Genomic DNA, 21,426 nt, shown 5'->3' with positions numbered 1-21,426 from the left:
AACACCCGGTCCCATTCCGAACCCGGTAGTTAAGCCTTCCAGCGCCGATGGTACTGCACTCGTGAGGGTGTGGGAGAGTAGGACGCCGCCGAACAATTTTTCCCTGAAAGGGCTTGTGGTGGGGGCACATTGACTTGTGCTCCAAACCGCAAGCCCTTTCGGCGTGTCCACAGTAGGAGGAAGTTAGTGTCCAGGTTCGGGGATCGACCCGGCGACCGTCAGCGTGGCCAGGGAGACCGACCGCGCCGATCCGACGACGGTGGCCGCGCCCAGGGAAGCCGCAAGCCGAGTACTGGTGGCCGTGACGCCCGTGGCACGGGTGAGCGGTCGGGCGGCGGCTATCCGCGCCGGGACGACCGGCCGAGCTACGACAAGCCTCGCGGCGCCGACCGGCGCGATGACAACCGAGGCGAGCGTCCTCGCTATGACAAGCCCCGTGACGACCGTGGCGCTGCTCCGCGCCGGGACGACAACCGGGGCGGTGGCTTCCGCCGGGATTCCGGCGATCGGCCGAGCTACCCGCGCCGCGATGACCGTGGTGGCGCACCCCGTCGCGACGACCGCACCGGTGATCGGGGCGGATTCCGGCGCGACGACAACCGGGGTGAGCGTCCCCGTTACGACCGGCGGGACGACCGCGGTGGTTCCGACCGGGGTGAGCGCAGCAGCTACCCGCGTCGTGACGACCGTCCGAGCGGCGACCGGCCCAGCTACCCGCGTCGGGACGACCGGGGTGGCGAGCGCGGTGGTTACCAGCGCCGCGACGACCGAGGCGGGGAGCGTCCGAGCTACCCGCGCCGCGATGACCGTTCGAGCAGTGACCGGCCCAGTGGCGACCGTGGCGGCTATCCGCGTCGGGACGACCGGGGCGGCAGCGACCGTGGTGGTTACCAACGCAGGGACGACCGGCCCAGTGGTGACCGCGGCGGGTACCAGCGGCGGGACGAGCGGGGTGGGGAGCGTCCCAGCTACCCGCGTCGGGACGACAACCGGTCCGGTGGCTACCAGCGGCGCGATGACCGACCCAGCGGTGATCGCAGTGGTTACCAGCGTCGGGATGACCGTGGCGGGGAGCGCGGCGGCGAGCGTCGTGAGTACCGGCCGCGTGACGACCGTTCCGGCAGCGGTGACCGGCCCAGCTACCCGCGCCGGGATGACCGGGGCGGCAGTGACCGTAGCGGCAGTGACCGTGGCGGCTACCAGCGCCGCGACGACCGGTCCGGTGGTGACCGTGGCGGCTATCCGCGCAGGGACGACCGAAGCGGCGGCGACCGTGGTGGTTACCAGCGCAGGGACGACCGGCCCAGTGGTGATCGTGGCGGGTACCAGCGTCGGGATGACCGGCCGAGTGGTGACCGCAGCGGGGATCGTGGTGGTTACCAGCGGCGGGACGAGCGGGGTGGGGAGCGTCCGAGCTACCCGCGTCGGGACGACAACCGGTCCGGTGGTTACCAGCGGCGCGATGACCGGCCCCGGTACGACAAGCCGGCTCACGAGAAGCCCGGGAACGACCGGCGGGATGAGCGCAGCCGTGATCGGGCCGCGCGGTTCCAGGAGCGGGTCGCCCAGGTCGATGACCAGCCGGTTGGTGGGGACACCGCGGCCGAGGCGACCGCTGTCGAGGCGACGTCCGCCGAGGTGACGGCGACCGACGTGGCTGCTGCCGAGGTGACGGCTGTAGACGCGGTCGACGCCGCTGTGGTGGTCGAGGTCGAAGCGGTCGAGGTCGAGGTCGTTGGCGCTGAGCAGGCCGCCACCGAAGAGTCGGCCGAGGCCGAAGCCGTCGACGAGAGCGGTGACGAGGCTGCGGTCGTCGAGGCTGCGGTCGACGCGGCGGAGGACACCGAGCCCGGCGAGGTTGCGGCCGTCGAAGGTGACGCCGACGAGCGTGCGTTCACCCGGGCTCGGACGCCTGAGCTGCCCGAGGACGCCGACATCTCCATCCTCGACCCCGAGGTGAAGCAGGAGCTGCGCGGGCTGCCCAAGGGCCTGGCCGAGATCGTGGGTCGGCACCTGGCGGCGGCGGGCATGCTGATCGACAGCGAGCCGGAGTTGGCGCTGGAGCACGCGCGGTACGCGCGGTCGAAGGCGGCGCGGGTCGCGGTGGTCAGGGAGGCTGCCGGGTTGGCCGCCTACCACGCCGGTGAGTGGGCCGAGGCGCTGTCCGAGCTGCGGGCCGCACGGCGCATGTCGCACGGTGCCGGGCACGTTGCGGTGATGGCCGACTGCGAGCGGGCGCTGGGTCGTCCGGAGCGGGCCATCGAGCTGGCCCGTGAGGCGCAGGTGTCGCTGCTGTCCCCCGACGAGGCGGTGGAGCTGCGGATCGTCGCGGCCGGTGCCCGGCGGGACATGGGGCAGCTGGACGCGGCCGTGGTGGCGTTGCAGGGCGACGACCTGGACGCCAAGCGGCGTGACCCGTGGAGCGCGCGCCTGTTCTACGCCTACGCGGACAACCTGGAGGCGGCCGGCCGCACCGAGGAAGCCGTGAAGTGGTTCCTCAACGCCGCGCAGGCCGACGACGACAACGAGACCGACGCCGCCGAGCGCGCGTTCGACCTCAGCCCGCAGGACTGAGAAACCGAAGTCACAGCTGAAGGCTCGGCACCACCCGGTGCCGAGCCTTCAGACTGTTCACGACCGGAAGACTCCCGAACGGAGAAGCCTGTGCTGCTGGACCGTTACGACGCCCTGCTGCTGGACCTCGACGGCACGGTCTACCGGGGGCGGGAGGCGGTGCCGGGTGCCGTCGAGGCGGTCGCCGCCGCCCGCGCGCACGGCACGGGCATCCGGTTCGTCACCAACAACGCGTCCCGGTCGCCGGAAGCGGTGGCCGAGCACCTGACCGAGCTGGGCTTCGACGCGGCGCTGCACGAGGTGAGCACGAGCGCCCAGGCGGGCGCGGCGATGCTGCTGGACCTGGTGCCGCAGGGTGCGCGGGTGCTGGTCCTCGGCACGGACGCGTTGGCCGAGCAGGTGCGGCTGCGCGGCTACGAGCCGACCCGGACCGCCGAGCACGCCCAGGCGGTCGTCCAGGGCCTGTCGCAGGAACTGGGCTGGCGCGAGCTGGCCGAGGCGTGCGTCGCGATCCGCCAGGGCGGCGCGCACTGGATCGCCTGCAACGTGGACGCCACCCTGCCCACCGAACGCGGCCTGCTGCCGGGCAACGGCTCGCTGGTCGCGGCGCTGCGGACGGCGACCGGCGCGGAACCGCTGGTGGCGGGCAAGCCCGCGACGCCGCTGCTGGAGCAGGCGGCGAAGTCGGCGGGCGCGCAACGGCCGCTGGTCGTGGGCGACCGGCTGGACACCGACATCGCGGGCGCGGTGAACGCGGGCATGGACTCGCTGCTGGTGCTCACCGGCGTGTCCACCGAGGCGGAGGCGGACGCGCTGCCGGAGGACCGCCGGCCGACCTATGTGGCTGCCGACCTGTCGGTGCTGCATCGGCTACCTTGAATCCTGTGAGCTTCGAGGTTCCCCTCCCCGGCCCGCCGCGTGACCCCGTGGCCGGGATCGACGACGCCCTCGCCGGTCTCGACGGCCTGGACGCGCTGGACGTGGTCGAGCACGTGGCCCGGTTCGACGACGCGCACACGGCGTTGACGGCCGCGCTCTCCAGCATCGACAAGGTCTGACCGGTGCCTCGCAGGGCTCGGCTGGATGCCGAACTGGTCCGCCGCGGGCTGGCCAGGTCACGGGAGCACGCGAGCCAGCTCGTCGCCGAGGGCCGGGTGACCGTGCGCGGCACCGTGGCCACGAAACCCGCCACCGCCGTCGAGCTGGACACCGCGCTGGTGGTCCGCGAGACCGACGACCCGAACTACGCCTCCCGGGGCGCGCACAAGCTCGTCGGCGCGCTGGAGGTGTTCGACGATGTCGACGTCAAGGGCAGGCGGTGCCTGGACGCGGGTGCGTCCACCGGCGGGTTCACCGACGTGCTGCTGCGCGCCGGCGCACGGCAGGTCGTCGCGGCGGATGTCGGCCGGGGCCTGCTGGACTGGCGGTTGCGCACCGACGACCGGGTCGTGGTCAAGGACAAGACGAACGTGCGGTCGTTGACGCCCGAGGACATCGGTGGCCCGGTTGAACTGGTGGTGGCCGATCTGTCGTTCATCTCGTTGAGGCTGGTGCTGCCCGCGCTGGCCGCGTGCCTCGACGAGGAGGGCGACTTGCTGCCGATGGTGAAACCCCAGTTCGAGGTCGGGAAGGAACGCCTCGGCTCGGGCGGGGTGGTGCGGGACCCGGAGCTGCGGGCCGAGGCGGTGCTGGACGTCGTCGCGTCGGCCGCCGGGCTCGGCCTTCGCCTGCACGGCGTCACCGCGAGCCCGCTGCCCGGTCCTTCGGGCAACGTCGAGTTCTTCGTCTGGCTGCGCCGGGGTGAGCCCCTCGACGCGGCGGACGCCACCGCGCTCGTGCGCGCCGCCGTAGCGGAAGGTCCCCAGTGAGGACGGATCCAGTGACGAGGGAGATCCTGCTGGTCGTCCACACCGGGCGGCGCAGCAACGTGCTGGTGGCCCAGGAAGTCGCGGCGCGGTTCGCGGCGGGCGGGGTGAAGCTGCGGGTGCTGGAGGACGAGGCGCCGGAGCTGGACCCGTCGTGCTTCACGCAGGTCGTGCCGGCCGACGAGAAGGCCGCCGAGGGCACCGAGCTGGTGTTCGTGCTCGGCGGTGACGGCACGCTGCTGCGCGCGGCGGAGCTGGCGCGAGCGGCGGGCGTGCCGGTGCTCGGGGTGAACCTGGGCCGGGTCGGTTTCCTGGCCGAGGCCGACTCCGACGCGCTGTACGAGGCGATCACGCACGTCGTCGACCGAGACTACGAGGTCGAGGAGCGGATGACGCTCGACATCACCACGTCGGTCGACGGCGAGGTGCGGGAGGGCACGTGGGCGCTCAACGAGGCCAGCGTGGAGAAGAGCACCCGGGAACGGATCCTGGACGTGGTGGTGGAGGTGGACGGGCGGCCTGTGTCGGCGTTCGGCTGCGACGGCGTGCTGGTGGCGACCCCGACCGGGTCGACGGCGTACGCGTTCTCCGCGGGCGGACCGGTGGTGTGGCCGGACGTGCAGGCGCTGCTGGTGGTGCCGAGCAACGCGCACGCCCTGTTCGCGCGGCCGCTGGTCGTGTCGCCGGCGTCCGTGGTGGCGCTGGAGGTGGACCCGGAGGGGCACCCGGCGGTGCTGTGCGCGGACGGTCGCCGCACGGTCAACCTGCCGCCGGGGGCGCGGGTCGAGGTGGTCGGCGGCAGCACGCCGTTGCGGCTGGTGCGGCTGCGGCCCGGCCCGTTCACCGACCGGCTGGTGGAGAAGTTCGAGCTGCCGGTGCAGGGGTGGCGCGGCCCGTCCGCCAAATGAGGGCCTGATCAACAGGGGAACACCCTCCCCCGAGCACACGCTTTGTCTGTGTCGCCCAGTAGTGTTCCGGGCGTGCTGGCCGAGATGCGCATCCAGGGCCTCGGTGTGATCGACGAGGCCACCCTTGAGCTCGATGCCGGTTTCACCGTGGTGACGGGCGAGACCGGCGCGGGCAAGACCATGGTCGTCACCGGGCTCCACCTGCTGGGCGGTGGCCGGGCCGAGGCGTCCCGCGTGCGCAACGGCGCGGACAAGGCGGTGGTCGAGGGGCGGTTCGTCGCGCCCGCGGGCAGCCCCGCGGCGAAGGTCGCCGAGGAGGTCGGCGGCGAGCCCGACGACGACGGCAGCGTGATCGCGATCCGCACTGTCGGCGCGGACGGGCGTTCCCGGGCCCACCTGGGCGGGCGTTCCGTGCCGGTCGGCGTGCTGTCCGAGCTGGCCGAGCAGCTGCTCGCGGTGCACGGGCAGAACGACCAGCTGCGGCTGCTGCGGCCCGCCGAGCAGCGGTCGGTGCTCGACCGGTTCGCCGGTGACGAGGTCGCCGAGCCGCTGCGCGCGTACCGGAAGGTGCGCGACGAGTGGCTGCGGGTCGCGACCGAGCTGACCGAGCGCACCGCGCGGTCGCACGAGCTGGCCCGTGAGGCCGAGATGCTGAGGCACGGCCTGGCCGAGATCTCCGCGGTCGACCCGAAGCCGGGCGAGGACGAGGAGCTGGTCGCCGAGGCTCGCCGGCTCGCCGACGCCGACCAGTTGCGGGAGGCCGCGTCCGGCGCGCAGTACGCGGTGTCGGGCTCCCCGGACGGCGACCCGGACGTGCCCGGCGCGCTGGGGTTGATCGGCGAGGCCCGGCGGCGGCTGACGGCGTCGGACGACCCGAAGCTGCGCGACCTGGAGCCCCGGCTGGTGGAGGCGGAGACGCTGCTGGCCGACGTGGGCGCGGAGATCGCGTCCTACCTGGAGCACCTGGACGCCGACCCGGCGCGGCTGGAGCAGGTGCTCGCCCGCCAGTCCGAGCTGAAGTCGTTGACCCGCAAGTACGCCGCGGACGTGGACGGCGTGATCGCGTGGGCGCAGGACGCGTCGTCGCGGCTGGCCGGGCTCGACACGTCCGACGAGGCGTTGGCGGCGTTGGCCGCGCGGCGCGACGAGCTGGCCGTCGAGCTGGTCACCTACGCGCAGCAGGTGACCGCCGAGCGGATCGCCGCCGCCGAGGAGCTGGGTCGGGCGGTGTCCGACGAGCTGACCGGCCTGGCCATGCCGCACGCCACGGTGGAGGTCGCGGTGCGGCCCAGGGTGGCCGAGCAGGGCGACCCGCAGGCGTTGAAGGTGGGCGGGCAGCTGCTGCACGCCGGGGCCGGCGGTGTGGACGACGTGGAGCTGCGGCTGATCGCGCACCCCGGCGCGCCCGCGCTGCCGGTGCACAAGGGTGCGTCCGGCGGTGAGCTGTCGCGGGTGATGCTGGCGCTGGAGGTCGTGCTGTCGCACTCCGACCCGGTGCCCACGCTCGTGTTCGACGAGGTCGACGCCGGTGTCGGCGGTCGCGCGGCGGTGGAGGTCGGCCGCAGGCTGGCCCGGTTGGCGCGCAGCCACCAGGTCATCGTGGTCACGCACCTGCCGCAGGTCGCCGCGTTCGCCGACCGGCACCTGGTCGTGGACAAGACGGCGGACGGCGTGCTGACGCGCAGCGGTGTGCGGAGGCTGGACGAGTCGCAGCGGGTGGTCGAGTTGGCGCGGATGCTCGCGGGCATGGACTCCACCGACACCGGCCGCGCGCATGCGGAAGAGCTGCTGGCGGCGGCGAAGGCGGACAAGGAGAGCGTGCCCGTGGTGCGTCGCAAGGCGAAGAAGAAGTGAGCAGACGGCTGCTCGGTGCGGTCCTGCTGGTGGTGGCGGGTGTCGCGGCCGTCGTCGCCACGTTCCTGCCGTTGTTCTGGCAGGGCAGCGTGTTCCGCGGTGAGCGGATCGGGTTCACCACGACGTCGTGGAAGATCGTCAGCGACCGCGTGTCGGCCGACTCCGAGGCGGCCGACTTCGACCTGGTGCTGAGCCAGACGACGCCGCAGTTCGGGGTGTCGATCGTGGGCGCGGCGCTGCTGCTGGCCCTCGCGGCGGCGCTGGTGGCGCTGCCGGAGGTACAGCGCCTGGCCGCCCGGTACGTCGCGGTCGCCGGGACGGCGCTGCTGGCGGGCTCCGTGTGGACCACCGGCACCGTGGTCGCCGCGGCGGTGGACGAGCGGGAGGCCGATCCGGACGCCGAGCCGCGGAACGGGCCCCCGCTCGAAGAGCTGTTCATCGAGGAAGTCGGTGAGGGCGTCTGGGTGCTGGTCGCCGCGGTGGTGATCGCGGTGGTCGGGACGGTGCTGCTGCACGCCCGCCGGCCCGAGCCGCGTCCCGCCGGAGTGGTGGTCTACCGGGTGGACGACGACCTGGCCGACACCGACGACACCGACACCCCGCCGTTCGGGATCCCGGTGGTGGAGGTCGCGCAACTCCCCGAACCGGAGCACGACCGCCGCTGACGGGGGCAACGGCACCCGGTCGGCCGTTGGCGGCGGCGCGCGGTGCGGCTTTGCTGGTGGGTGGGGGTCGGTCCGCCGGCCGCGGCACGCGAGCACGGAGGAGAAGGCCACATGACCCGGCGCGCGATCGTCGTCATCACCCTCGGCGCGGGAGCGCTCCTGGTGGTGCTGGGCTCGTTGTTCCCGCTGTACGGGGTGGACACGGAGGTGCGGCCGGGGCCGGGCCGCCCGTCGCCCGCCGACGTGACCCGGCTGGTCGCGCTCACCGGGTGGGAGTACCTGGAGGAGCCGACGCCCCTGAACAGGCCGGAGGGGGCCGAGTTCGACCACCCCGTCTACGGGTACGGCCTGGTGTTCGCGGCCGTCCTCGCCGGGATCGGCGCGCTGCTGCAACTGCGCACGCCGCTGCTCGCGGCGATCGGCCGGTTCGGCGTGCTCGCGGGCTTCGGGCTCGCCATCGGCACGCTGTGGGCGGCGTTGGAGACGTTGCGGTCGTTGTTCGGGGTCAACACGATGCCGGTCTCGTTCGTCACCCAGGAGACGTTCGTCGGCACCGGCGCGTGGCTGATCGGCTTGGGTGCGCTGGCGCTGCTCGTCGGCGCGGTGATGGCGCACGACTGGCCGGCGCGGGTGCCGCGGCCCACCGGTGTGGCGGTGTACCAAGTGGACGACGACGACACGCCGCCGTTCGGCATCGCCATCCCGGTGTCCGAGCTGGACGTGCCGCCGGCCGGTCCGGCTGGACCCGTGGCGCCGCCGGTGGCCGAGCTGCCTCCCGTGGTCGAGCTGCCCGGCGCGGCCCGTTCGTCGGCCGACGAACGACGTCACCCTACCGGGGGTAATCCGTCCACTGTGGATTAGCAGTGTCACTGACCAGCCCGGACCGGGTCGGCGTGTTGGCCGCGGACTGCGGGCGAGGTGAGTCACCATCGGTTCATGAAGCTCTCCGGGTTGCTCGGCCGCACGCACCGCGAACTGCCAGGCGTCACCGGCGTGGCGCGGGTCGATCGCCGGTCGGGCGACCTGCTGCGCCGACTCAGTCCCGGTGACGTCGCGGTCCTGGACCACGTCGACATCGACCGCCGCACCGCCGAGGCCCTGGTGCACGCGGGGGTGGTGGGCGTGGTCAACGCGTCGACGTCCATCTCCGGCCGGTTCCCGAACCTCGGCCCGGAGCTGCTGGTGGAGGCGGGCGTACCGCTGATCGACGGCGTCGGCACGGCCGTGCTGCGGGAGATCAGGGACGGCACGAAGCTGCGGCTGCACGAGGGCGGCGTGTTCGTCGGCGGGAAGGAGGTCGCGCGCGGCGTCGCGCAGGACGCCGAGTCGATCGCCGACGCGATGATCGAGGCCAAGGCGGGCATGGCCGCGCAGCTGGAGGCGTTCTCCGCGAACACCATCGAGTTCCTGCGGCGGGAGCGCGCGCTGCTGCTGGACGGCATCGGCGTGCCCGAGCTGCTGGTGCCGATCCGCGACCGGCAGGTGCTGGTCGTCGCGGGAGGTCCCCGGCACGCCGAGGAGCTGCGCAAGCTGCGCAAGTACATCCGCGAGCACCGGCCGGTGCTGATCGGCGTGGACGCGGGCGCGGACACCCTGCACGACGCCGGGTTCGCACCGGACGTCATCGTCGGCGACCCGGACGCCATCGGCACCGAGACGTTGCGGTCGGGCTCGGAGGTGGTGGTGCCCGCGCAGGTCGACGGCCACGCGCCCGGCCTGGAGCGGATCCAGGACCTGGGCATCGGCGCGGTGACGTTCCCCGCGACCGGCAACGCCGAGGACCTGGCGCTGCTGCTGGCCGAGGCGCACGGCGCGACGCTGGTGGTGACCGTGGGCCTGCAGGCCGGACTGCGCGAGTTCCTGGACCGGGGCAACTCCGGGTCGACCCCGTCGACCTTCCTCACCCGGCTCAAGCTCGGCAACAAGCTGGTCGACGGCCACGCCGTGGCGACCCTGCACCGCAACCGGGTGTCGCTCGGCCTGATCACGCTGCTGGTGCTGGCCGCCGTGGCGGCGATGGTGTCCGCGCTCGCGGTGTCCGGGGTCGGCCACGTCTACCTCGACGTCGCTGCCGACGCGTTCCGATCCGTCGTCGACTGGTTCAGGGGGTTGTTCGCGTGATCTCGCTGCGCTACCACATCGTCTCCATCACCGCGGTGTTCCTCGCGCTCGCCGTGGGGGTGGTGCTCGGCTCGACCGCGATCAGCGGCCGGCTGCTGTCCGGGCTCAACGACGACAACAGCGCGTTGGGCCGGGAGGTCGCCGACCTGCAGGCGCAGCGCAACGGGCTGGACGCCCGGCTCGCCGACGCGGACCGGTTCGCGGGCACGGTCGGTCCGCTGGCGGTGAAGGGTCAGCTGGCCGACCGGACCGTCGTGCTGGTCACCACCGCCGACGCCCGGCCCGACGACCGGGACGCGGTGACCGGGCTGCTGCGTGACGCGGGCGCGACCGTGACCGGCGAGCTGCAGCTCACCGAGTCGTTCACCGACCCGGACAAGGCCGACCAGCTGCTCGACCTGGTCGCCCGGCTGCAGCCCGCGGGTACCCGGCTGCCCACCGGCGCCGACCCCGGCACCAGGGCGGGCGGGCTGTTCGGGACCGTGCTGCTGCTCGACCCGGGTACCAATCAGCCGCGGGGCACGCCGGACGAGCTGGCGGCGGCGTTGGGCGGGCTGTCCAGCGCGGGTTTCGTCAAGGCGGATGAGGGGTTGCGGCCCGCGCAGCTCGCGGTGGTGCTGACCGGTGGGGCGGTGACGGGTGACGCGGTGGCCGACCGGGCGGCGGTGGTGGCGCGGTTCGCCACCCAGCTCGACCGGTCCGGGGCGGGCGCGGTGCTGGCTGGCGGCGATCGGTCGGCTGAGGGCATGGGTGCGGTGGGCGTGGCGCGGGCGGACACAGCGGCCACGTCCGTGCTGTCGACCGTGGACCACGCGGACACGGCGGCGGGGCGCGTGGTGGTGGTGCTCGCGCTGCGTGAGCAGTTGGAGGGGAAGGCGGGCCGGTACGGGGTGGCGGGCAACGCCGAAGCTCCCGCGCCTGGCGTGGAGGGCTGAGCGGCCGGCGGCGCGGCGCGGCGCGGCCAGTGACTTCCGGTCAACTTGAGTGCTCAAGTCTGACCGTCCGCTCGGGTGACCGGGCCGGTGTTCCGCTCGGTGGTCGGACTGGGTGGTCGGGTGGGGCGGTCAGGTTGGGTGGTCAGGTTGGGGTGGTCGGGCATGGTCGGCGGGGAAGCCCGGGCCGGTCGGTTCGGGAGGCGGCAACCGGGTGTTCCGGGCTGGTTCGCGAGTGGTTTGTGGGTGCGTGATCGCCTGTTCGACCGGTCCTAGTCCATCCGAGTGACACGCTCGCGTGCCCGCCGGCGCGCTGGGTGACCGGCGGCGTGTTAGCGTTAGGGCCCGTGGACAGGGCGCTGAGCTGTGCGGAACCACCGCAGCCTGCCCCTAGCGGACATCCAGACCACGGGGAGCCTCCTTGGTGCAGCAGGCACGTACGACCAAGCACGTTTTCGTCACCGGGGGTGTGGCGTCGTCCCTCGGCAAGGGGTTGACCGCGTCCAGCCTCGGACAGCTGCTCACCTCACGTGGTCTCCGAGTGACCATGCAGAAGCTGGACCCGTACCTGAACGTCGACCCGGGCACGATGAACCCGTTCCAGCACGGCGAGGTGTTCGTCACCGACGACGGTGCGGAGACCGACCTCGACATCGGCCACTACGAGCGGTTCCTGGCGCGTGACCTGTCCGGTGACGCGAACGTCACCACCGGGCAGGTGTACTCCGAGGTCATCGCCAAGGAGCGGCGCGGCGAGTACCTGGGCGACACCGTCCAGGTGATCCCGCACATCACCGACGAGATCAAGCGGCGCATCCGGGCCATGGCCGAGCCGGACGCGGACGGCGTCATCCCGGACGTGGTGATCACCGAGGTCGGCGGCACGGTCGGCGACATCGAGTCGCTGCCGTTCCTGGAGGCCTGCCGGCAGGTGCGCCACGACGTGGGCCGGGACAACGTGTTCTTCCTGCACGTGTCGCTGGTGCCCTACCTCGCGCCATCGGGTGAGCTGAAGACCAAGCCGACGCAGCACTCCGTGGCCGCGCTGCGCAACATCGGCATCCAGCCCGACGCGATCGTGTGCCGGGCCGACCGGGAGATCCCGGACGCGTTGAAGCGCAAGATCGGCCTGATGTGCGACGTGGACACCGAGGCCGTGGTGGCGGCGGTGGACGCGCGGTCCATCTACGACATCCCCAAGGTGCTGCACGGCGAGGGCTTGGACGCGTACGTGGTGCGGCGGCTCGGGCTGCCGTTCCGCGACGTCGACTGGACCGTGTGGGGCGACCTGCTGGACCGGGTGCACAACCCGTCCGAGAAGGTGCGGATCGGGTTGGTCGGCAAGTACGTCGACCTGCCCGACGCCTACCTGTCGGTGACCGAGGCGCTGCGCGCGGGCGGGTTCGCGCACCGCACCAAGGTCGAGATCGTGTGGGTGCCGTCCGACGAGTGCCAGACGCCGTCCGGCGCGGCGCACGCGCTGGCCGGGCTCGACGCGATCCTCATCCCCGGCGGGTTCGGGGTGCGGGGCATCGAGGGCAAGATCGGTGCGATCACCTACGCCCGCACCCGGGGCATCCCGCTGCTGGGGTTGTGCCTGGGGTTGCAGTGCCTGGTCATCGAGGCGGCGCGGAACCTGGCGGGCATCGCGGACGCGAACTCGTCGGAGTTCGAGGACACCGGGTCGCCGGTCATCAGCACCATGGCCGACCAGGAGGACGTCGTCTCCGGGCAGCGGGACATGGGCGGCACGATGCGGCTCGGCGCGTACCCGGCGGCGTTGGTGCCGGGGTCGCAGGTGGCCAAGGTGTACGGGTCGGTGGAGGTGTCCGAGCGGCACCGGCACCGGTACGAGGTCAACAACGCGTTCCGGGACCGGCTGGCGTCGGCCGGGTTGGTGTTCTCCGGGACGTCGCCGGACGGGCGGCTGGTGGAGTTCGTCGAGCTGCCGGCCGACGTGCACCCGTTCTTCGTGGCCACGCAGGCGCACCCGGAGCTGAAGTCCCGTCCGACCCGCCCGCACCCGCTGTTCGCGGCGTTCGTCAAGGCGGCGTTGGACTACCGGCTGGCCGACCGGCTGCCGCTGCCCGAGACGGCGGGGGCGGCGCAGTGACGCCCCGGCACGAGTTCGGGACTGTTTCGTCGCGGGACGTGCACGTCGGGCGCGTCGTCGCGTTGCGGGTGGACGAGGTCGCCATGCCTGGTGGCGGAACGGCGTCGCGCGAGGTGGTGGAACACCTCGGTGCGGTCGCGGTGGTGGCCTTGGACGATGCCGGTGCGGTCATGTTGATCGACCAGTACCGGCACCCGCTCGGCAGGCGGCTCTGGGAGCTGCCTGCCGGGTTGTTGGACGGCGGTGACGAGACGCCGCTGGCCGCCGCACGGCGTGAGCTGGCCGAGGAGGTCGGGCTCGCGGCGTCGGAGTGGGTGACGTTGGTGGACGTCGCCGTGTCACCGGGGTTCACCGACGAGGTGGTGCGGGTGTTCCTGGCGCGCGGGCTCACCGAGGTGGACCGCGAGGTGCAGGGCGAGGAGGAGGCCGACCTGGAGGCGAAGCGCTTCCCGTTGGCCGAGGCGGTGGACATGGTCCTGGCCGGGGAGATCGTCAACGGCCCCGCCGTGTCCGGGCTGCTCGCCGCGCACGCCGTGGTCACCGGTGGCGGGACGGGGCGCCCCTCCGACGCCCCGTTCCGCGACCGCCCGACCCGCTTCGCCGCCCGCCGCTCCTGAGCGTTGAACTCAGGTGTCCTGGACGTAGGACTCTCGACGCGTGAACGTTGGACTCTCGCGAGAGTCCAACGTTCGGAACGCGAGAGTCCTACGTCCAGGACCGGTGAGTTCAACGCTCAGGACCGGTGAGTTCGACGTTCGGGGTCGGCGGATAATGGTTTTCGTGGGTGTGCGGGGTCCGTTGGCGGTGGCGGTGACGGCGGTGGCCGGGTGCGGTGTGCTGCTGTTCGTCGACCCCAACCAGCCCGGGTCGTTGCTGCCGCCGTGCCCGCTGTACGCGTTGACCGGCATCCAGTGCCCGGCGTGCGGGTCCACGCGCATGGTGCACGCGCTGCTGCACGGCGACCTGGTCGGCGCCTGGCAGTTCAACGCCGTGATGCTGGTGGCCGGGCTGCCGCTGCTGGCCTGGCTGTGGGCGCGGTGGTTCCGGGCGGCGCGGGCCGGGCGGCCGACGCCGCCGGTCACGCGGAAGGTCGGGGTGCCGGTGGTGGCGCTGGCCGTGACGTGGATGCTCGCGCGGAACCTAGTCGCGTAGCTTGCGGCCCTGGCCGTCCGTGCCGCCGTTGACCAGCAGGATGATCCCGTCGATCAGCGACCAGATGCCGCACCCGCCGCAGGTCAGCAGCTGCGCGATGCCGATCGCGGTGTCACCCATGTAGAACCGGCCGATGCCGAACGGCAGCGCCAGCTGCAGCACGCCCGCCGCGATGCGCGACTTGTCCGACAGCGGCTGGCCGGTCAACGGGTCCACGCCGTACGGCGCGTTCGGGTTCAACCCCGGCGGCGGGTAGCCGTAGGCCGTGCCGTAGCCGTGGGACGACGGGTCGGCGTAGCCGGGCGGCGGGTAGCCGGGGATGCCCTGACCGGGCGTCTGGAAGCCGGGTGCCTGGAAGCCGGGTGCCTGGAAGCCGGGCGGCGGAGTGGTGTACCCGGCGGTCGGCGGGTAACCGGGCGGCAGGAACTGCGGGTGCGGCTGCGGCAGGTCGTGGAACAGGGCGGCCAGCTCCTGCGCGGTCTGCGCCGCGGACGCGTAGCCGACGCGCTGCTCGTACTCGCCGATCTCCAGGCGACCGCCCGCGAAGTGGTCGTTGAGCGCGCTGATCGCCTCTTCGCGCTGCTGGTCGCCGATGCGCACCTGGTGTGGTTCCGACACAGGGGGAACGCTAACAGCCGCACGCCGCCGGGCCGGCCGGAACCCGCTGGTCCACCTACGCTTCAGGGGTGCTGGTCGGAGTACCCCGAGAGGTGAAGAACCACGAGTACCGGGTCGCCATCACCCCGGCGGGCGTGGTGGAGCTGGCGCGCCGGGGGCACCGCGTGCTGGTCGAGGCGGGTGCCGGCGGCGGGTCCTCGATCCTGGACGACGAGTTCGCCGCGGCCGGTGCGGAGATCGTCCGGAGCGCCGACGACGTGTGGGGCGAGGCCGAGCTGGTGCTCAAGGTGAAGGAGCCGGTGGCCGAGGAGTTCCACCGGATGCGGCCGGGCCAGACCCTGTTCACCTACCTGCACCTGGCCGCCGACGCGCGGTGCACGCGGGCGATCGTCGCGTCCGGCATCGACGCGATCGCTTACGAGACCGTGCAGTCGGCGGACGGTTCGCTGCCGTTGCTGGCGCCGATGAGCGAGGTCGCGGGCCGGATGGCGACGCAGGTCGGCGCGCACTGCCTGGAACGCAACCAGGGTGGGCGCGGGGTGCTGCTCGGCGGCGTGCCCGGCGTGCCGGCGGGGAAGGTGGCCGTCCTGGGCGCGGGCGTGGCCGGCATGAACGCCGCCGCGGTCGCGCTGGGCATGCAGGCGGAGGTGGTCGTGCTGGACACCAACGTCAACCGGCTGCGCCAGATCGACTTCACCTATCGGGGGCACCTGCAGACCGTGGCGAGCAACTCGTACGAGGTGGAGAAGGCGTGCCGGTGGGCCGACCTGGTGATCGGCGCGGTGCTCGTGCCCGGCGCGAAGGCGCCGACGCTGGTGGGCAACGACCTGGTGTCGACCATGCGGTCGGGTTCGGTGCTGGTCGACATCGCCATCGACCAGGGTGGCTGTTTCGCCGACTCACGGCCGACTACGCACGACGCGCCGACCTACCGGGTGCACGATTCGGTGTTCTACTGCGTGGCGAACATGCCGGGCGCCGTGCCGCACACGTCGACGTGGGCTCTGACGAACGTGACGCTGCCGTTCGTGATGGCGTTGGCGGACAAGGGGTTCCGGCGGGCGATCGGTGCTGATCCGGCGCTGGCGAGGGGCGTGAACGTGGTGGGCGGCGCGGTGGTGCAGGCGGAGGTGGCGAAGGCTCACGGGATGCCTCACGTGCCGCTGGAGTCCCTGGTGCCGCCGGGTGGGGCGGGTGCGCGGCGAGTGCTGCCGGGGGAGCGGACGCGCCACCCCTGACACGTGCGGCAAGGCTCCGCCAGGTCGGCATGATGACACGAAGCCCTACCTTTCGGGGAAGAAGGACGTGCCAGTGAACGGTCCGGTGCCCACCGACGAGCGCGAGGACGCTTGTGCAGCTTCTAGGCTTTTGACCAGCCCCGGAGAGCGTCAGGAAATGTCGAAGAACACCGCAGCCGTGCCCTTGGCAGGGACTCCGGCGGGGCGTGCGATGAGCGCCTACCTGGACCACCTCGCGGTGGAGCGGGGGACGGCGCGCAACACGCTCGACTCGTACGGCCGGGACCTGCGTCGGTACGCCGAGCACCTGACCGCCAAGGGGGTGGACGACCTGGTCGACGTCACCGAAGCGCTGGTCGGCGACTTCCTCGCCACCCTGCGCGAGTCGGGGCTGGCCGCCTCCTCCGCCGCGCGCACCCTGGTCGCCGTGCGTGGCCTGCACAAGTTCGCCCACCTCGAAGGCCTCACGGCGCACGACCCGGCCCGCGCCGTCCACCCGCCGTCCCCGCCGCGCCGACTACCGAAAGCCCTGCCGGTGGACGACGTGCTCAAGCTCCTCGAGAGCGGTCCCACCGAAACGCCCGCCCACCTGCGTGACCGCGCCCTGCTGGAACTGCTGTACTCGACCGGCGCGCGGATCTCCGAGGTGGTCGGCTTGGACGTGGACGATGTCGACGCCGCCGAACGCACCGTGCTCCTCGACGGCAAGGGTGGCAAGCAGCGGGTCGTGCCGGTCGGGCGCCCGGCGCTGGAAGCCCTGGACGCCTACCTGGTGCGCGCGCGCCCCAGCCTGGCCAAACGCGGCACGCCGGCCCTGTTCCTCAACGCCCGCGGTGGGCGGTTGTCCCGGCAGACGGCGTGGCACGTGCTGAAGACAGCGGCCGAACGGGCGGGTATCGGTGCCGAAGTCTCGCCGCACACGCTGCGGCACTCGTTCGCGACCCACCTGCTGGAAGGGGGAGCGGACGTCCGTGTCGTGCAGGAACTGCTCGGCCACGCGTCCGTGACGACGACGCAGGTCTACACGCTGGTCACCGTCAACACCTTGCGCGAGGTCTACGCGACCGCCCATCCTCGCGCATCGGGTGGAACATGAGTCGGCCACGGGTACCGTGGGCGGCTCGCCCGACCGGGCGCCCACCCACGTCATAGATGAGCCCGACGAGCTGGAGGTGCCGACCCGGTGCCGAACCTGGACGAGCCCGAGCGCAGCGCGATCGAGCTGGGCGCGGTGCTGCACGCGTTGAGCGACCCGACCCGGCTGGCCGTCGTGCGCCAGATCGAAGCCGACGGCGAGCGCCTGTGCGGCGCGCTGCTGGTGGACGTCGCCAAGTCCACGTTGTCGCAGCACCTGCGCGTGCTGCGGGAAGCGGGCATCACCCGCACCAGGGCCCGCGGCAACCAGCGGTGGGTGTCGTTGCGGCGTGACGACCTCGACGAGCTGTTCCCCGGACTGCTCGACGTCGTGCTCCGCGCGGCCGAGCGGACCTGCCGCAGAGCCGACGATCAGGCCGCCACCGCGAGCTGACTCCCCGACGAAACGCGCTGAGAACGATCGGCCGCGCTTCGGCGAGGCGCGTTGCTGGTGGACCGCGGTGTGCCTAGGCTGCGCCCAGGCAGAGGACTAGGAATCGGGAAGGCGATGTCGACACCGGAGCACGCGGGCCAGCCGTGGGGGGCACCCCCACCACCCCCGCCACCGTCCGGTGTGCCGCGCGCCTCGGTCGAGCTGAGCCTCGCCCCGCACGCCGCACCCGCGGACGAAGACGCGACCGAGCAGGTCGCGGGCGACATCGGGCCGACCGGCCGCCCGTTGCGCTACGTGGCCGACCCACCGCTGATCGCGCACCACGGCCCGGCGAAGATCCTCGCGGTGTGCAACCAGAAGGGCGGGGTCGGCAAGACCACGTCCACCATCAACCTCGGCGCGGCGCTGACCGAGTACGGCCGCAAGGTGCTGCTGGTCGACTTCGACCCGCAGGGCGCGCTGTCGGTCGGCCTCGGCGTGCACCCCCACCAGCTCGACCAGACGATCTACAACGTGATCATGGAGCGCGACGTCGGCGTCGCCGACGTGATCATGCGCACCCCGGTCGAGGGCATGGACCTGCTGCCCAGCAACATCGACCTGTCCGCCGCGGAGATCCAGCTGGTCTCCGAGGTCGGTCGGGAGCACACGCTGGTCCGCACGCTGCGCCCGGTGATAGAGCACTACGACTACGTGCTGGTGGACTGCCAGCCGTCGCTCGGCCTGCTCACGGTCAACGCCCTCGCGGCGGCTGACGGCGTCCTCATCCCGCTGGAGTGCGAGTTCTTCAGCCTGCGCGGGGTCGCCCTGCTGATAGACACCATCGAGAAGGTCAGGGAGCGGTTGAACCCGAAGCTCGAGATCACCGGCATCCTCGCCACCATGTACGACCCGCGAACCCTGCACTCCCGCGAGGTGATGGCGCGCGTGGTCGAGGCGTTCGGCGACGTCGTGTTCGACACGGTGATCAACCGCACCGTCCGGTTCCCGGAGACGACCGTCGCCGGCGAGCCGATCACGAGCTGGGCGCCGCGCTCTGCGGGCGCGAAGGCCTACCGCGCGTTGGCGCGCGAGGTGATCGCCCGGTGACCCGACGCCCATCTCTGCCGGGCGCGTCCGAGCTGTTCCGCCTCACGACCGGTGACCGGCCCGTCGACGAGTCCGGGTCCCAGCCACCGGCGCAGCGGCGTGGCACCGGGCGGCAGAAGCACTCGACGAAGATCACCGTGTACGTGTCCGACGAGGAGCTGCTGGCGCTGGAGCACGCGCGGCTGGCGTTGCGCGGTGAGCACGGCTTGGCGGTCGACCGGGGACGCGTGGTGCGCGAGGCCATCGCGATCGTGCTGGACGACCTCGAAGGGCACGGCGAGGACTCGCTGCTGGTGCGTAGGTTGCGCGAGCAGTGAGCGGTGACGCACCCGAGACCGAACCCGCAGTGGCCGCGCCGGTCGAGGTGGTCGAAGCCACCGCGCCGGACGAGCCGGTCGCTCCCGTCGAGCCGGTCGAGCTTGACGCACCGGTAGAGCCGGCGGCGCCCGACGACGGCCGGTTCAAGGTCAAGCTGACCAACTTCGAGGGGCCGTTCGACCTGCTGCTGCAGCTGATCTCGCAGCACACGCTGGACGTGACCGAGGTGGCGCTGCACACCGTCACCGACGACTTCATCGCCTACATCCGGGCGTTGGGCGACCAGTGGGACCTGGACGAGACGACCGAGTTCCTGGTCATCGCGGCGACCCTGCTCGACCTGAAGGCGGCCCGCCTGCTGCCCGCCGGCGACGTCGAGGACGAGGAGGACCTGGCGCTGCTGGAGGCGCGGGACCTGCTGTTCGCGCGGCTGCTGCAGTACCGGGCGTACAAGCAGGTCGCGGCGCTGTTCGGGGAGCTGGAGCGGGGCGCGTACCGGCGCTACCCGCGGTCGGTGGCGCTGGAGCAGCGGTACGAGGGGCTGTTGCCCGAGGTGATGCTGGGCGTGGACGCCCGGCGGTTCGCCGAGATCGCCGCGGTCGTGTTCCGGCCCAAGCCGCCGCCGACGGTGTCGACCTCGCACATCCACCAGCACAGGGTGTCGGTGCGCGAGCACGCCGACCTGCTGCGGGCGCGGCTGGCGGAGGCGGGCACGGCGACGTTCGCCGAGCTGATCGCCGAGTGCACGGAGACGATGGAGGTCGTGGCGCGGTTCCTGGCGCTGCTGGAGCTGTACCGGGAGCAGGCGCTGGCCTTCGAGCAGCCGGACCCGCTGGGCGAGCTGCGCATCACGTGGGTCGGCGGCACGATCGAACAGGCGCGGGCGCACGCGCACGACGAGGACGAGGAGTACGGGTGAGCGACCAGGCAGCAACCGAGCCGCCCGAGCCGCTGCCGTTGGCCGTGGACGCGGGGACCGATGACGTCGGGACCGGGGACGAGGCCGAGGTGGGTGGGTTGCCCGACCTCTCCGACGACACCGAGTTCGAGGGCGCCCTGGAGTCCATCCTGCTCGTCGTGGACAGCCCGATCGCCGAAGAGCAGCTCGCGGGCGTCCTCGACCAGTCCGTGAAGCGGGTCACCGCGGCCCTCCGCACGCTGGCCGCCCGGTACACCGAGCAGGGCAGCGGCATCGACCTGCGTAGAATCGGTGACGGCTGGCGGTTCTACACGAGGGACCGCTTCGCGCCATTCGTGGAGAAGCTGCTGCTCGACGGGCAGCGCGCCAAGCTCACCCGGGCCGCGCTGGAGACACTCGCGGTCATCGCCTACCGGCAGCCCGTGACCAGGGCCCGGATCGCGGCGGTGCGCGGGGTGAACGTGGACGGTGTCATCCGCACGCTCGTCGCGCGCGGCCTGATCGCCGAGACGGGCACGGATTCCGACACGGGTGGCATCCTTTACCGCACGACCGAACTGTTCCTGGAGCGGTTGGGGCTGTCGTCGTTGGGCGACCTGCCGCCGATCGCTCCCCTGCTGCCCGAAGTGGATGCGATCGACGATGTCTGACCAGGCCCGGCCGAACCCCTCAGGTCAACCCGAGGGGATCCGGCTCCAGAAGGTGCTCGCCAAGGCGGGCATCGCCTCGCGGCGGGTCGCCGAGGAGCTGATCGAACTCGGCCGCGTCCAGGTCGACGGCGAGGTGGTCCGCGAGCAGGGCCGCCGCATCGACCCGGACACTGCGGTCGTGCACGTCGACGGCGTGCGCGTGGTGCTCAAGGAGGACGTGGTCACCATCGCGTTCAACAAGCCGCGCGGTGTGCTGTCGACCATGCACGACGACGCGCACCGGCCGTGCGTGGGCGACTACCTGCACAACCGCAAGGAACGCCTGTTCCACGTCGGCAGGCTGGACGCCGACACCGAGGGCCTGCTGCTGCTGACCAACGACGGCGACCTCGCGCACCGGCTGATGCACCCGTCCTACGAGATCACCAAGACCTACCTCGCCGAGGTGCCCGGCCCGATCCCGAAGGACCTGGGCAAGCGGTTGCGCGCGGGGCTCGAGCTGGAGGACGGCCCGATCGCGGTCGACTCGTTCAAGCTGATCTCGTCGATGCCGGGCAAGGCGCTGGTCGAGGTGGTCCTCCACGAGGGCCGCAAGCACATCGTGCGCCGCCTGCTCGACCACGTCGGCCACCCCGTCGAGCACCTCGTCCGCACCGCGGTCGGCGAGGTCCGCCTGGGCAACCAGCGCCCCGGTTCGATGCGGGTGCTCAACCGGCAGGAAGTCGGCTCCCTCTACAAAGCAGTCGGGCTGTAGCGGGGTAGGCGCTTGGCGGAGCCCCCCAGCACCACCAAGCGCCTCTCCCCCCACCCCCTGCGGAACCCCTACCCGGTTCCACCGCCATTCCTACGGCAGACGGGTTGTTCAGTGTCAGCGCGTGGACG

23 protein-coding genes and 1 rRNA gene are annotated in these 21,426 nt (G+C 72.5%); 22 read left to right on the top strand and 2 right to left on the bottom strand.

Features of this window, described 5'->3' with window-relative positions:
• Positions 1-94 (top strand): 5S ribosomal RNA (gene rrf, locus B0I31_RS28845); the annotation flags it as partial.
• Between the two features lie 89 nt (positions 95-183).
• Here rrf and B0I31_RS40835 read toward each other — a convergent pair.
• Entirely contained in the window at positions 184-1,494 is a 1,311-nt protein-coding gene (locus B0I31_RS40835; RefSeq protein ID WP_106618514.1) for a hypothetical protein, read from the bottom strand.
• Between the two features lie 159 nt (positions 1,495-1,653).
• On the opposite strand from B0I31_RS40835, the gene B0I31_RS28835 reads away from it, so the two are divergent.
• The 13 genes from B0I31_RS28835 (at position 1,654) to B0I31_RS28775 (ending at position 14,184) form a co-directional block, all read left to right on the top strand.
• Positions 1,654-2,574 (top strand): tetratricopeptide repeat protein, encoded by a 921-nt coding sequence (locus B0I31_RS28835; RefSeq protein ID WP_245950512.1) that lies wholly within the window; start codon positions 1,654-1,656, stop codon positions 2,572-2,574.
• A 90-nt stretch (positions 2,575-2,664) separates the two neighbouring features.
• Positions 2,665-3,453, top strand: coding sequence for an HAD-IIA family hydrolase (locus B0I31_RS28830; protein WP_106618513.1), 789 nt, complete (start codon positions 2,665-2,667; stop codon positions 3,451-3,453).
• Positions 3,454-3,458: 5 nt separating this feature from the next.
• Positions 3,459-3,632 (top strand): hypothetical protein, encoded by a 174-nt coding sequence (locus B0I31_RS28825; RefSeq protein WP_181320489.1) that lies wholly within the window; start codon positions 3,459-3,461, stop codon positions 3,630-3,632.
• A 3-nt stretch (positions 3,633-3,635) separates the two neighbouring features.
• Positions 3,636-4,442: a TlyA family RNA methyltransferase gene (locus B0I31_RS28820; protein ID WP_106618512.1), complete on the top strand. Its 807-nt coding sequence runs from the start codon at positions 3,636-3,638 to the stop codon at positions 4,440-4,442.
• A gap of 11 nt (positions 4,443-4,453) precedes the next feature.
• Positions 4,454-5,347, top strand: coding sequence for an NAD kinase (locus tag B0I31_RS28815; RefSeq protein WP_106618511.1), 894 nt, complete (start codon positions 4,454-4,456; stop codon positions 5,345-5,347).
• 72 nt (positions 5,348-5,419) lie between these two features.
• Positions 5,420-7,201, top strand: coding sequence for a DNA repair protein RecN (recN, locus tag B0I31_RS28810; protein ID WP_106618510.1), 1,782 nt, complete (start codon positions 5,420-5,422; stop codon positions 7,199-7,201).
• Complete coding sequence (locus tag B0I31_RS28805; RefSeq protein WP_106618509.1) at positions 7,198-7,866, top strand: hypothetical protein; 669 nt, start codon at positions 7,198-7,200, stop codon at positions 7,864-7,866. Before recN ends, B0I31_RS28805 begins: the two co-directional genes overlap by 4 nt.
• A gap of 111 nt (positions 7,867-7,977) precedes the next feature.
• The gene (locus tag B0I31_RS28800) at positions 7,978-8,727 is read left to right on the top strand and encodes a hypothetical protein (protein ID WP_106618508.1); all 750 of its coding nucleotides are present in this window, start codon (positions 7,978-7,980) and stop codon (positions 8,725-8,727) included.
• A 75-nt stretch (positions 8,728-8,802) separates the two neighbouring features.
• Positions 8,803-9,987 (top strand): putative cytokinetic ring protein SteA, encoded by a 1,185-nt coding sequence (gene steA / locus B0I31_RS28795; RefSeq protein WP_106618507.1) that lies wholly within the window; start codon positions 8,803-8,805, stop codon positions 9,985-9,987.
• Positions 9,984-10,922, top strand: a complete 939-nt coding sequence (locus B0I31_RS28790; protein WP_106618506.1) for a copper transporter — start codon at positions 9,984-9,986, stop codon at positions 10,920-10,922. Before steA ends, B0I31_RS28790 begins: the two co-directional genes overlap by 4 nt.
• 418 nt (positions 10,923-11,340) lie before the next feature.
• A complete protein-coding gene (locus tag B0I31_RS28785) occupies positions 11,341-13,032 on the top strand; it encodes a CTP synthase (RefSeq protein WP_106618505.1) in 1,692 nt (563 codons plus the stop codon).
• 38 nt (positions 13,033-13,070) lie between these two features.
• Positions 13,071-13,649, top strand: coding sequence for an NUDIX domain-containing protein (locus tag B0I31_RS28780; RefSeq protein ID WP_281262322.1), 579 nt, complete (start codon positions 13,071-13,073; stop codon positions 13,647-13,649).
• Between the two features lie 163 nt (positions 13,650-13,812).
• Positions 13,813-14,184, top strand: a complete 372-nt coding sequence (locus tag B0I31_RS28775) for a DUF2752 domain-containing protein (protein WP_106618545.1) — start codon at positions 13,813-13,815, stop codon at positions 14,182-14,184.
• Here the strand turns inward: B0I31_RS28775 and B0I31_RS28770 are convergent.
• Positions 14,173-14,802 (bottom strand): DUF1707 domain-containing protein, encoded by a 630-nt coding sequence (locus tag B0I31_RS28770; protein ID WP_106618504.1) that lies wholly within the window; start codon positions 14,800-14,802, stop codon positions 14,173-14,175. The two genes, B0I31_RS28775 and B0I31_RS28770, sit on opposite strands and share 12 nt — an antisense overlap.
• 68 nt (positions 14,803-14,870) lie before the next feature.
• Between B0I31_RS28770 and ald the strand changes: the two genes are divergently transcribed.
• From ald to B0I31_RS28730, 8 genes are all read left to right on the top strand, one after another.
• Positions 14,871-16,040, top strand: a complete 1,170-nt coding sequence (gene ald / locus B0I31_RS28765) for an alanine dehydrogenase (RefSeq protein WP_106618503.1) — start codon at positions 14,871-14,873, stop codon at positions 16,038-16,040.
• 211 nt (positions 16,041-16,251) lie between these two features.
• Positions 16,252-17,136 (top strand): site-specific tyrosine recombinase XerD, encoded by an 885-nt coding sequence (gene xerD / locus B0I31_RS28760; protein ID WP_106618502.1) that lies wholly within the window; start codon positions 16,252-16,254, stop codon positions 17,134-17,136.
• A gap of 87 nt (positions 17,137-17,223) precedes the next feature.
• On the top strand, positions 17,224-17,568 hold the full coding sequence (locus B0I31_RS28755; protein WP_106618501.1) for an ArsR/SmtB family transcription factor: 345 nt from the start codon (positions 17,224-17,226) through the stop codon (positions 17,566-17,568).
• Between the two features lie 114 nt (positions 17,569-17,682).
• Positions 17,683-18,657, top strand: a complete 975-nt coding sequence (locus tag B0I31_RS28750; RefSeq protein WP_181320484.1) for a ParA family protein — start codon at positions 17,683-17,685, stop codon at positions 18,655-18,657.
• Positions 18,654-18,974, top strand: a complete 321-nt coding sequence (locus B0I31_RS28745) for a hypothetical protein (protein WP_106618499.1) — start codon at positions 18,654-18,656, stop codon at positions 18,972-18,974. Before B0I31_RS28750 ends, B0I31_RS28745 begins: the two co-directional genes overlap by 4 nt.
• Positions 18,975-19,021: 47 nt before the next feature.
• Complete coding sequence (locus B0I31_RS28740) at positions 19,022-19,894, top strand: segregation and condensation protein A (protein ID WP_106618544.1); 873 nt, start codon at positions 19,022-19,024, stop codon at positions 19,892-19,894.
• A complete protein-coding gene (gene scpB / locus B0I31_RS28735) occupies positions 19,891-20,544 on the top strand; it encodes an SMC-Scp complex subunit ScpB (RefSeq protein ID WP_106618498.1) in 654 nt (217 codons plus the stop codon). The genes B0I31_RS28740 and scpB overlap by 4 nt, the downstream gene beginning before the upstream one ends.
• Entirely contained in the window at positions 20,537-21,298 is a 762-nt protein-coding gene (locus B0I31_RS28730; RefSeq protein WP_245950509.1) for a pseudouridine synthase, read from the top strand. The genes scpB and B0I31_RS28730 overlap by 8 nt, the downstream gene beginning before the upstream one ends.
• Positions 21,299-21,426: the final 128 nt, after the last annotated feature.

Source organism: Saccharothrix carnea, from assembly GCF_003014735.1.
Classification (GTDB): Bacteria; Actinomycetota; Actinomycetes; order Mycobacteriales; family Pseudonocardiaceae; genus Actinosynnema; species Actinosynnema carneum.
This window is presented reverse-complemented; position numbering and strand designations above follow the sequence as displayed.